At 39.9% G+C, this 11,581-nt stretch carries 11 protein-coding genes and 1 tRNA gene; 3 read left to right on the top strand and 9 right to left on the bottom strand.

Annotation, left to right across the window (positions count from 1 at the left end):
- Positions 1–43 precede the first annotated feature (43 nt).
- Positions 44–1,885, bottom strand: a complete 1,842-nt coding sequence (locus BW42_RS03220; protein WP_035407365.1) for a bifunctional diguanylate cyclase/phosphodiesterase — start codon at positions 1,883–1,885, stop codon at positions 44–46.
- A 145-nt stretch (positions 1,886–2,030) separates the two neighbouring features.
- On the opposite strand from BW42_RS03220, the gene BW42_RS03215 reads away from it, so the two are divergent.
- Positions 2,031–2,660 carry an FMN-dependent NADH-azoreductase gene (locus BW42_RS03215; protein WP_035407362.1) on the top strand — a complete coding sequence of 210 codons (630 nt, stop codon included), beginning with the start codon at positions 2,031–2,033 and terminating at the stop codon, positions 2,658–2,660.
- Here BW42_RS03215 and BW42_RS03210 read toward each other — a convergent pair.
- The 7 genes from BW42_RS03210 to BW42_RS03180 form a co-directional block, all read right to left on the bottom strand.
- Positions 2,657–3,532: a helix-turn-helix domain-containing protein gene (locus tag BW42_RS03210; protein ID WP_035407359.1), complete on the bottom strand. Its 876-nt coding sequence runs from the start codon at positions 3,530–3,532 to the stop codon at positions 2,657–2,659. The two genes, BW42_RS03215 and BW42_RS03210, sit on opposite strands and share 4 nt — an antisense overlap.
- 28 nt (positions 3,533–3,560) lie before the next feature.
- Positions 3,561–4,427 carry a helix-turn-helix domain-containing protein gene (locus BW42_RS15965; protein ID WP_052018999.1) on the bottom strand — a complete coding sequence of 289 codons (867 nt, stop codon included), beginning with the start codon at positions 4,425–4,427 and terminating at the stop codon, positions 3,561–3,563.
- Positions 4,428–4,463: 36 nt separating this feature from the next.
- On the bottom strand, positions 4,464–5,345 hold the full coding sequence (locus tag BW42_RS03200) for a helix-turn-helix domain-containing protein (RefSeq protein ID WP_035407355.1): 882 nt from the start codon (positions 5,343–5,345) through the stop codon (positions 4,464–4,466).
- Positions 5,346–5,428: 83 nt separating this feature from the next.
- Entirely contained in the window at positions 5,429–6,319 is an 891-nt protein-coding gene (locus tag BW42_RS03195) for a helix-turn-helix domain-containing protein (RefSeq protein ID WP_035407352.1), read from the bottom strand.
- 7 nt (positions 6,320–6,326) lie between these two features.
- A complete protein-coding gene (locus BW42_RS03190; protein ID WP_035407350.1) occupies positions 6,327–7,214 on the bottom strand; it encodes a helix-turn-helix domain-containing protein in 888 nt (295 codons plus the stop codon).
- Positions 7,215–7,302: 88 nt separating this feature from the next.
- Positions 7,303–7,373, bottom strand: a tRNA-Thr gene (locus tag BW42_RS03185).
- An 85-nt stretch (positions 7,374–7,458) separates the two neighbouring features.
- A complete protein-coding gene (locus BW42_RS03180; RefSeq protein WP_035407347.1) occupies positions 7,459–7,656 on the bottom strand; it encodes a hypothetical protein in 198 nt (65 codons plus the stop codon).
- Positions 7,657–7,812: 156 nt separating this feature from the next.
- Between BW42_RS03180 and BW42_RS03175 the strand changes: the two genes are divergently transcribed.
- Positions 7,813–8,988 (top strand): MalY/PatB family protein, encoded by a 1,176-nt coding sequence (locus BW42_RS03175; protein ID WP_052018998.1) that lies wholly within the window; start codon positions 7,813–7,815, stop codon positions 8,986–8,988.
- Positions 8,989–9,248: 260 nt separating this feature from the next.
- Complete coding sequence (gene putP, locus BW42_RS03170; protein WP_035407344.1) at positions 9,249–10,721, top strand: sodium/proline symporter PutP; 1,473 nt, start codon at positions 9,249–9,251, stop codon at positions 10,719–10,721.
- A gap of 53 nt (positions 10,722–10,774) precedes the next feature.
- Here the strand turns inward: putP and BW42_RS03165 are convergent, their stop codons facing one another.
- A complete protein-coding gene (locus tag BW42_RS03165; protein WP_052018997.1) occupies positions 10,775–11,566 on the bottom strand; it encodes a class I SAM-dependent methyltransferase in 792 nt (263 codons plus the stop codon).
- Positions 11,567–11,581 lie beyond the last annotated feature (15 nt).

Here is an 11,581-nt window from a genome sequence, read left to right as displayed (position 1 = left end):
ATGATCCTTCGCCTGTTTGTATTTTCAATTGTTTGATATCTGTTTAGCCTTCTCGATACATCGCTAAAAAATGTTCTAATTGTTGCGGCTGTAGCGGTCGATAGAATAGATATCCTTGCAACGTATGACACCCCATCTGTTCGAGCAATGTTGCCTCTTCTTCAAGTTCGATTCCTTCTGCTACGATTGTCATATTTAATCGTTTTCCTAATTGAATGATCGTCTCGATCATTGCTCGTTTCCTTTCAGAATGAATCGCTTCTTGAACGATTTCTTTTGGAATTTTTAATTGATCGAACGGTAGTTCCACGAGTGGTTGCATGGATGAGAATCCAGTTCCAAAATCATCAAGAGCGATTCGAATGCCATACAAATGGAGTGCGTTTAATGTTTCGATAATTTGCTCGGTTCCTTCGATAAAGATATGTTCTGTCATCTCGATTTCAAGTAGGGATGGAGGAAAACCTGTTTGCTTTAATATAGTGAGCACTCGATTCGTAAAATCAGCTTGTCGTAATTCCCACGGTGAAACATTAACCGAAATCGTCAGAGGTTCCTTCCCTTCCTCCAACCAAGCTTTTCCTTGAAGACAGGCTTGACGCATGACCCATCGCCCTAATGTCTCAATAAATCGTGTTCTTTCCGCGAGTGGAATGAACTCAACTGGTGGAACAAGACCATATTCCGGATGATTCCAACGAATTAAAGCCTCTACACCTGTAATTTGACGCGTTCTCGCATTGACTTGAGGTTGAAATAAAATAAAGAAGTCTCGATCCAATTCTGCATCATATAAATCGCGCGTTAACTGGAGTGCTCGCTTCCGTTCATTTTGTGTTGCTAAGTCTGTGATCGCATACGTGTTCTTTCGATTTGCTTTGGCTGTAAATAATGCAATCTCCGCGTCATTGATGACATGGTCCGTCGATTCATCATTAATATAGGAAACACCAATACTCGCAGTAACATTGATTTGCTTAAAGTCAATTTGTACACGTTCTGATACACTTGATAAAATATCGTCACAGAGGACTCGTGCATCATGATGATAAGGCGCATGAAGTAAAAAAGCACTACCGCTCGCTTTCGCAATCGTACAATCTGAAAAACGATTCATCAATCGTCGACCAATGATGTGTAATGAACGATCACCAGTTCGGTAACCGAATGCATCATTTACTGTTTTGAAATCATCCAAATCCACGAGACAAATCATATCGCCATCTTGTTTTTTCTTATCTACTTCAATGACAAACGAAGAGCGGTTTGGTAAACCTGTCACGGGATCCGTAAATGCTTGTTCCTGTAAACGGGCTAAGTATTCAATATTTCGTTCAAGACGGGTAACATATTGATTATGGATCAGTAAACTAATGATCGTCGCAATCAAGATAAGTCCAATACGCGCGATGTGATCGGATACAAACATCGAAGTGTTTTCAAGTGATGGAGTTTGATACCAAATATAAAGAAGAGAAACCGTCGTGATGCTTGTTGCGTACAGTAGCATCGTTCGGTTGATGACGACTAAGGAAGCTAATATGAATAGAAGGGCACATGCCCAAACTGTCTGGACTCCCCTACTGATGAATGGATGATAAATATATGGAATCAATAAAAAAACGCTAGACATCATATGTGGCTTTAGTCGGTCTGATAATGTACTTTTACCGATGAAGTATTGAACACTCCCAGCACTCGCAATGACAAGTGCACGTATCCAATCCTCTCCTTTCAAACCATAACTACTAAATGTATTGGCAACGATATATAAAACGGCACCACAACTCGTCAAAATAAAAATGATCATCCCGAACAATTGATAATTTGCCCGAATTTCTCGATGATATTGCTGACTATTGGAAGAACGTCGCTGTGTATTCATCGCCATCCCCTCTTTCAAGTTCCTGTCGTTTATTTTCCTTATCAGAACCAAAATAAAACTTGAATTTTCTAAAAATAATAAAATAATGGGAAGTCATGATTTTAAGCAAAATGGGAATAGATAGGTATAGAAAGGAGCGATCACTATGTCTCATTTACTATTCATCGAAGCAAACGATAGCACGCATCAAAAAAAAGGCATTAGTTCTGAATTAAACGATGCCTTTCTGAATGCTTATCGTGAAAATCATCCTGAGGACAAAATTACGGTTTTGAATTTATTCGAGGAACGTCTTCCCTTCTTTGATCTAAAACTTGCGAACGCGGCAGGGCGGCTATTTAAAGGGGAAGAATTAACTGGAGATGATGCGACTCATGCACAACGGCTTCAAGAATATTTAAACGGATTCTTAGATGCCGATAAAGTTGTCTTTTCATTTCCGATGTGGAACTTAACGGTTCCGGCACCGCTTCACAATTACATGGATTATCTCGCCCAGGCTGGTCAAACGTTTCGTTATACAGCCGAAGGTTCGATCGGACTTGTTGAAGACAAACAAGTGCTGTTGATTCATTCACGCGGTGGTGATTACTCGACAAAAGAGAAAGCCCCAAGTGAACACGCGGTTCGCTATATGTTAGACTTGTTAGCATTCTTTGGGATCAATGATGTATCAACTGTCATTTTAGAAGGACATCAGCAATACCCAGATCGTGCATCTGAATTGATCGAACAAGCGCTTCAAGAGTGCCGACAATCCGGTCGTTCGTTTTAAATTGGGAATAGAACATACTCTGCATATTCTTCCAGAAGACGTTTTTCATGAATCGGCATATCAAATGCACAAAATAAGGAATAGGCCATCGTAAAATCACGCTGGATATCTGAGAGATCACCATTTAATTGCTGCTTAAAGTATCCCCTTTGAAAGTAAAAGTGACCTAAGAAATGACCGTCTTCCAATTGAAGACTCTCCTGAATACCTTGTTCGGTGATTTTTAGACCAGCAAGGTATTTTTTTTGCAGTGAAAGTTGTTGTCCATAGTTATATAAAATCTTGATTCGAACTTTTTTTAATTCGATCGTTTCGTATTTTGCTTGAATCAAATTCTGAAAAAGATCATCCGCTAATTCAAAGTCACCGTGTTCGACATACAGATTCGCCATCCCCATCTGAATCCGTAGATACAAGGTAGCTGATTCAAACCAGAGTTGTTCTTTATTTAGTAACCGTTCGAGCGATTGAACAGCTTTTAAGTAATGAATTTGACCACTTCTTTCCTGCACGATGACTTGATAATATCTTGCTAAATTACGTACCTGTTCATATTCAGTTGTAGACAGTACGTGTTCGCTCAATTTCAGAGCATCTACATATTGATTAGTACGTAACAAGTCCGCTAATTGTTCATCATATGATTGAAAGACATCACTTCGTAAATGATCTTGAAACAACATCGATAATGGTACTTTCAGCCGTTTTGCCACTTGTTGGAGTAAATCAATGGTAGGTGAATTTTTACCGTTTTCGACTTTACTAATTTCAGCTTGGCTACAGATGCCTTCACATAATTCTGCTTGTGTGATCTTTTTTTCTTTTCGAAGTCGCTTGATTTCATAGCCAATGGAGACGGGTAAATGATTCAAATTATACTCCTTTCTTTTACTTCCATGATTACATTTGAAAGTAGAGAAACTGGTTTTTTCCTTTTAATACTAGCGCGGCATGATTTTCATTACCAAAAGCAGTAAAAAGAGAATAGGCGTAGGTAAACGCGTCACGAATATCACGTTCTGCGTAACTCAATTCTTCATAGAAACATCCCTTTTGATAAAAGAAGTGTCCTAACATCGCTGTATCTTTTCGCTCAACGGATAAGGCGATTCCTTTTTCAGTAATCTCTAACCCTGTTACAAAATCATTTTGAAAATAGAGCTGTTGCGCATGATTATATAAAATTTTACATTGTAACTTTTTCAGCGTATCCGTCGAGTAATCATAGGTTAGTAATTCTTGATAAATTTTTCTCGCGTACGGATACTGACTGTTTAAATAATAATAGTTTGCAACAGACATCCGAATACGTAAATAAAGAACAGGGTACTCTGTTTCCATTTGTTGTTCATCCGATAACCGAAGCAACTGTGAGATACATGTTCGATAATCGATATCTTTTTTCCCTTCGCGAGCGACCCATTCAAAATAACGAATCAATAACTGAACGGAAGGAGGAAGACTAGTTGGTAAACATCTCATGAAATCAAGCATTTCATCATAACGACGTTGTCTAGAAAAGTCCGCTAGTTGTACCTCATAGCGCTGAAATAGTTTTACTTCATTTGAATCGATGAAAATCTGATCCATTGAAATATGTAACTTTTGAGACAAACGCTGAACAAGATCAATTGTTGGTATAGTTTTCCCATTTTCAATCTTACTTAATTCAGCTTGACTGCATACATCCTTCGCTAATTCTTTTTGTGTCAACTTCCTCTCGATCCGTAGTTGTTTGATCTGTTTACCAAATGATTCAATACGCAACGTTTCTCCTCTTTTCTCGTTTGTTAAGCAATGACCTCATTCAGGCATAGACTGCAAAAAAGAACGTTTCACCTCTAGAACGATGTCAGCATATTGTTTCATCTGAAAGGCAGAGAATAATTCGTAGGCCATCGTATAATCATGTTTCGTCTGCAAGATATCTACACCCATTCGCTCATGAAATTCACCACGTTGATAATAGAAGTGCGCTAAATAGGATGTCTGTTTCAATTTTCGACTGAGCAGTATCCCTTCCTCGATGATACGAAGTCCCTTTTCTGACTGATTAACTTTATATAATAATTTCGCATAATTATAAAGAATCTTAAGTCGTTCTTCTTTTAAACCGCTAATTTCTGTCGTGAACTGTAATACGTCAGTATATATTTTTTCTGCTTGTTGATACTGTTCGCACTCCGCATATAAAATGGATAGTGCCATCTTGACTCGAAAGTAAAGAATCGGATCCTGCACCTGTAAACCTTCTTGATCGATCAATCGTGCAAATAAGACTGAGGTCGTTCGATAATCAACGTGCTGTTGCCGATAGGCGATCACGATTTCATAGTATCTCACTATTCGCCTTACTTCGTCAGAAGATCGACGGGATGAGACTTGTTTCATTACACGAAGGCATTTATCAAATTTATTTTCTCGTACTAGCTTACGAAGTGCTTGGTCAAGAATACGAGCTTGTTCCAAACGATGTTCAGCACCATCTTTAACGAGTTCGGATATAGGCACACAAAGTTTTATAGCAAGTTGCTGTAATAATTCAACGGTCGGCATCACCTTACCGTTTTCAATTTTACTAATTTCAGCCTGACTACAGATCCCTGTACTAATGTCTTTTTGTGATACGTTGTTCAAACGTCGATAAAATTTCAGTGTCTCCCCAATTGGATGTACGTTTTTCATCTTATCACCTCTCACTACTCATTTGATTGCACTTTTAATAAAAAAACCTTCTTGTTTGGCAAGAAGGTTACGCATCCTATTTATCACTTTTCAAAGGTAAATAACATATACTTTTCCTTCATGCGAAGAATCATCTGTTTTCGAACATCATGCTCAAACGCATGAAACAACACATATGCGATGGAATACTGTTTTTGAAGTGACATTTCATCTTCACCCGATTGTTCGTGGTAGTGCGCGAGTTGATAATAAAAATGTCCAAATAAAAATGTATGGTTATGCATCAAACATAGTTCGTATCCTTTCTTAGCGATGACGATACTATCCTCAGACTTTTCTTGGTATTCAAGAATCTGACAATGATTAAAATAAATTTTCAGTAACGCATTCAGATGAGCAGTCGACTGGAGCGCTTCAATTTCTTTTTCTAATTCCTGGTATACGGATTCTGTTAAATGAAATAGATCCTGTTCTGAATACATATTCGCAATCGCCATTTTGATTCGAATGAACAATTGAATGGAGTGCGACCACACTTCTTTTTCATTCAACAAGTTACTGAGTAGGCTAGCAGCTGTTCGAAAGTCAATCCGATTTTGTTTTAGATCAATGATCGTTTTAATGTAATTTTTTAAAATATCGACTTCAGTGATCATATTTTTTTCTTGCTGATTAATTCGCTCCATTGCTTCTTCGTACTTCTCTTCTCGAAGCAAATCGGATAAGAATTGATCAATTTGAAAAAATTGTTCTTCATCCGTATATTCTTGAAATAATAAAGAAATGGGCACCTTTAACCTTTTGGCAATTTGTTGCAACAAATCAACAGTCGGTGAATTTAAGCCGTTTTCGATTTTACTGATTTCAGCTTGGCTACAAATATCTTCACATAGTTCATTTTGTGTCATCTGCTTCTCAATTCGCAGTTGTTTGATTTTTGTACCAATCGATGAAGTTAATGCAGTGATCTCCATCGTTTACTCACTCACTTTCATTAAGCGGAAATAAGAGATGTTCGGAAAAATACGTTTCAAGGATTTTTAAATAAGAGTGATTCTGAGTCGCAACAAAAAAGGAATAGGCGGTCGTATAGGCTTCCGTTGTATCTCGTTCCGATGCTTTTAACGCCTCTAACAAAATGCCTTTTTGAAAATAAAACTGTCCAAGATACGTTAAATCTTGCAATTGTTTCGTTTCTTTAATTACCTGCTCAACTTTCTGCAACCCTTCTTCGAATCGTTCAAACTCTACTAAGTTACGAATGAAATTATACATGATCTTCATTCGAATTTTTTTGTATTCTCTCGTTTGATAAGGTAACTCTAATAATGCCTTGTAGATTTGATGAGCACGATTATATTCTTCATGGTTCGTATAAAGTACCGCTATCACCATCTGAATTCGTGTATAAAGTAAAAATGATTTTTCTTCCACCCGTTCCTCACTGACAACTTGCAACAAGGACGCAATACAGGTCCGAAAATCAACATTTCCTCTTTCATATTCAAGTAATTCTTGATGATAACGAATTAAAATTTGAGTTTCGACAGCGTTTTTTGATTTTTCATATAATATTAAGTCCTTTGCCATATCTGAATATGTTTTTTCGCGTAAATGACGAATCATTCGTTGATCAATTTCGTTTAACTTATGTGACACGATTTCATCTTCAAAAAACAATGAAATCGGAATGCGCAGTCTTCGACAAATTTGCAGTAGTAAATCAATCGTCGGAGAATTTCGACCATTTTCGATTTTGCTGATCTCAGCCTGACTACAAATTCCTTCACAAAGTGCTTTTTGTGTCATTCCTTGTTTTTTTCGTTCTTGCTTGATCTTATCGCCAACAGAATGAATGACTGGATGCATGAAGTTCACTCCTCAATCAAAGATGAATCCATCATAAAAAAAGTCTTTCGTTTCAAGTATATATCACTTGAGACGAAAGACGCGTGTATGCTTCCGGCGAGAATCGAACTCGCACTGCAGCATTACCATTGCTGAGGTCTGCCATTAACCTACGGAAGCTTGTAAAATCTGTTTCTAGTATAACTTATAAAAAAAGACAAGACAAGAAGTCGACGTGATTTCCACGCAACTCCTTGTTACTTTTTTACAGTGTCGTTTTTGTTAATGAATTATCATAGACGACTAAAACCGAATAATGTTCATCCGCTTTAGACGCGACGAATGTTGAAAACTTCAACGTAATGATGGCGTTTGACCCAACACCATTGTTCTCAAAAAATTCGTTCAATCGTTCTTCTAATTCTTCAGGTGTTCGCCCGACAACTACTTTAGAATGTAACATGATCATCACTCCGTTCTGTTATGGTAGGTTCGAGTTAAATAATTGCCTGATCGAATAAATGTTAAACCTTTTATTTTCCGACTTGCTCCTTTCTCTCTTTATCCGCTATGGTGAAATGGAGCAGTTTAACTTAAAAAGAATAGGAAGTGAAGTCTGATGGAACAGATTAATTTCGATGAAACGATTGAGAAACGAAATACAGGATCCGTCAAATGGGACGGACTTCATTCACTTTATGGATCCGATGAGCTGATTCCGATGTGGGTCGCCGACATGGATGTCCGTCCACCGCATCATCTCACAGAACGGTTGACAAGACGTGCTGCTACAGGTCATTTCGGTTACTCGATGTTTGAAGAGGAAGCAAAACAAGCGATTCAGCATTGGTTTCTGAAGCGATATGACGTAACGATCACTACCGATTCCATTCTTTATTCGAACGGTGTTGTTCCAGGACTTGCCCATACAGTCCTAGCGCTAACTGAACCTGGTGATTCAATCATCATCCAGACACCTGTCTATCCACCATTTCATCAGATCATCCAGTCTAACCAACGGCAGATCGTTGAGAATCCACTTCTTTTAGAAGAAGAGACGTACCGGACGGATTTCTCGCTTCTCGAACAACAAATGCAGACTGCGCAGATGATGATTCTGTGTAGTCCTCATAATCCAAGCGGAAAAGTCTTTCCTAAAGAGGAATTACAGCGCATCGTAGCACTCGCGAAACAACACGATGTCTACCTTGTATCCGATGAAATTCATGCGGATCTCGTCTATAAGGGTTCTGTGCACACACCAATTCTTGCCTTAGATTATGAAAAAATCATTTTGGTCAGCGCACCATCCAAAACATTCAATATTCCTGGACTTTACGCGTCTTATTTGGTCGTACCAGACACTTCGATTCGTCAACGGATCGAGCGTGTCCAGCAACGTCATTTTGTTCATCCAAACGCATTGGCTTCAACTGCTATTTCGGCGGCGTACGGAGATCATGCGAGTGAGCAATGGTTAGCGCAACTCCTTGTTTATTTGGAAGACAATCGTGACCATGCCGTCCGTCGTATTCGTCAAGAAATGCCGAAATTAAATGTCATCATTCCAGAATCTACATTCTTGTTGTGGATTGATTTCAAAGCACTTAATCTCGATAGCAAAACGCGCGCCGATTGGCTCGTTAAGGAAGCAAAACTCGCTTTGACACACGGTTCTTCATTCGGTTCCCATGGAGAAACGTTTGAACGCTTAAATATCGGTTGCCCTCGCGCACAGCTCGATCAAGCTCTAGACCGCTTAAGCGCTGCGTACGAACGATTTTGGAGCAATTAATTTGACTCGAATGACCTTAAATCATTAAGGTCATTTTTTAATGCAGTGAATTATTCGGAATATTTTGATTAGAAGAACTTTAATAGGAACTAAAACCGTTTCAATCTCTTGAGGCACTAGGCATGGTGGCACTTTTCCTGAAAATGAAGTGGCTTGCAAAGTCGTTTTATCCTCTGTAAGGTGGGGAACATATCATTTGGCGAACAGGTCAATGTATGCTTGATCGTAAAAAAACTATTGTATTTGGAGGATTTAACTTTATGACGCAAGAATGGATTTCAATCATTCTGTATCTTGTTCTCATGTTGGCAATCGGTTATTTTGCCTACAAACGAACGACGAACACAGAGGATTACATGTTAGGCGGACGCGATCTCGGTCCTGGTGTTACAGCACTTTCTGCTGGTGCATCGGATATGAGTGGATGGATGCTCATGGGACTTCCCGGCGCCATGTACGCGACAGGTGTTTCAGCACTCTGGCTCGCACTCGGATTATTGATTGGATGTTACGTAAACTATTTAGTACTCGCTCCACGTTTCCGACTCTATACGGAAATGGCAAATGACTCGATTACAATTCCTGATTTCTTAGAGAATCGTTTTGAAGACAAATCACGCGTGCTTCGTACTGTGTCAGCACTCGTCATCATCATCTTCTTCACGTTCTACACATCAGCTGGAATCGTTTCAGGTGGAAAATTATTTGTCAGCTCATTCGGATTTGATTACCACTATGGTATGCTCTTGACGATTGCGGTCGTAATCGCCTACACCTTATTCGGCGGTTTTCTCGCAGTTAGTTGGACCGACTTCGTCCAGGGCTGTATCATGTTCATTGCACTCGTGCTCGTTCCTGTCGTTGCATTGACCGACGTCGGCGGAGTCGATGGTGCATTCAACTATGCTGAAAAATTAGACCCTTCGTTGTTTGATCCATTTAAAGGGACAACAGTTCTTGGAATCATCGGATTCCTTGCTTGGGGACTTGGTTACTTTGGTCAACCACATATTATTGTTCGTTTTATGGCAATTCGCTCTGTCCAGGACTTAAAAAGTGCTCGTCGCATCGGTATTGGATGGATGTTCATCTCTATCATTGGTGCCATGATGACAGGTCTAGTTGGAATTGCCTATTTCGAAGGACAAGGGAATGGACTAGGTGATCCGGAAACAGTCTTTATCCGTTTCTCGGATGTACTATTCCACCCGTATATCACAGGGTTCTTGATGGCTGCGATTCTCGCGGCAATCATGTCGACGATTTCCTCACAATTACTTGTCACATCAAGTGCGTTGACAGAAGACTTTTACAAGACTTTCTTGAAAAAGAATGCAACAGATAAACAACTCGTCTTAACAGGTCGAATTGCTGTTCTTGTCGTAGCTATCGTTGCGAGTATCCTCGCTTGGAATCCGTCAGCGACAATTCTTGCACTTGTCGGTTACGCTTGGGCTGGATTCGGTTCTGCCTTTGGTCCGATCATCTTGCTTTCCCTCTACTGGAAACGGATGACGAAACAAGGCGCATTAGCAGGTATCATCTCAGGTGCCTTGACTGTCATCATTTGGGTGCAACTCGGGCTTAGCACGACGCTTTACGAAATGGTACCTGGATTCTTCACCAGCTTGATCTTTACGGTCGTCGTCAGCTTGATGACGAAACAACCGGTCAGTGCCGTTCAGGAAACGTTCGAAGAGATGGAAGACGAATTAAAAGGCGCTATTCAATAATCACTATCAACAGTGAGACCTCTGCCGCAAAATCGGCAGAGGTCTTTTTTGACTTACAGTTCAATCACGCCATAATGCAACTTCGACGTCTTACGCTTGGATCGTTCAAATCCAAAGCGCTCAAACAGCGGGCTCTCATAATGTGCTTTTAATACGATGCGCTGACGTGCCACACGCTTCGCCTCAATCATCGCTTCAACAGATAAGGCTTCATAATTCGCAAGTTTTCGTAAAGCGTCTAGATGTGTCGATTCTTCAACAGTCTGTTCAAACATGGGGTCAAAGTAGATGACATCAAAGCAATTATCCGGACATTCTTTCAAAAATGCGAGATGGTGTCTGACTTTTACTTCGATTCGTCGCATCGCCTGATTGATTGGTTCGTAAGATTCTTCCCAGCGTTTTAATCCGTCCTTGACGACAAAGGCTGTCTCAGTCTTGCTTTCTAGACCGATGATCCGCCCCTGCTCTCCAATGGCATGACTCATGACAATCGCATCTGCACCTAAACCGAGTGTACAATCTAACACATGCATCCCTTCTGATAGGCGTCCCATCGCAACGAGAGGATCTCTTCCACCTGCATCAATTTGTTTGATGCGAAAGACCGCACTTGAAGGATGGAAAAAGAACGATGTCGTTTCGCCTAGTGGGTATAAATCTAGTCGTTTCTTATCGACGACTAATACCGGCAATCTCGTCTCCTGTTGTAGGTGTTCTATGCTTTTTTTTTGCCGTGCGATATAGACGAAGTGTATCGTCTCATCCGCTAATAACTGCTTCACACGATGATGCACGACGTCAGTCGGACGAAGACACGTCGTCAGTCCAATGGTTGGTTTCATGCTTATTTCCCCCAT

The organism is Exiguobacterium sp. RIT341 (genome assembly GCF_000632205.1).
Taxonomy (GTDB): Bacteria; Bacillota; Bacilli; order Exiguobacteriales; family Exiguobacteriaceae; genus Exiguobacterium_A.
The sequence above is the reverse complement of the archived record's forward strand: the minus strand, read 5'-3'. Positions and strand labels throughout refer to the sequence as shown.

Bases quoted from the DNA above. Each gene is read 5' to 3' on its own strand.
- BW42_RS03175 (WP_052018998.1), top strand. From the start codon at position 7,813: ATGGAACAGATTAATTTCGATGAAACGATTGAGAAACGAAATACAGGA.
- BW42_RS03180 (WP_035407347.1), bottom strand. From the start codon at position 7,656: ATGTTACATTCTAAAGTAGTTGTCGGGCGAACACCTGAAGAATTAGAA.
- BW42_RS03220 (WP_035407365.1), bottom strand. From the start codon at position 1,885: ATGAATACACAGCGACGTTCTTCCAATAGTCAGCAATATCATCGAGAA.
- BW42_RS03215 (WP_035407362.1), top strand. From the start codon at position 2,031: ATGTCTCATTTACTATTCATCGAAGCAAACGATAGCACGCATCAAAAA.
- BW42_RS03165 (WP_052018997.1), bottom strand. From the start codon at position 11,566: ATGAAACCAACCATTGGACTGACGACGTGTCTTCGTCCGACTGACGTC.
- BW42_RS03190 (WP_035407350.1), bottom strand. From the start codon at position 7,214: ATGCATCCAGTCATTCATTCTGTTGGCGATAAGATCAAGCAAGAACGA.
- BW42_RS03200 (WP_035407355.1), bottom strand. From the start codon at position 5,345: ATGAAAAACGTACATCCAATTGGGGAGACACTGAAATTTTATCGACGT.
- BW42_RS03195 (WP_035407352.1), bottom strand. From the start codon at position 6,319: ATGGAGATCACTGCATTAACTTCATCGATTGGTACAAAAATCAAACAA.
- putP (WP_035407344.1), top strand. From the start codon at position 9,249: ATGACGCAAGAATGGATTTCAATCATTCTGTATCTTGTTCTCATGTTG.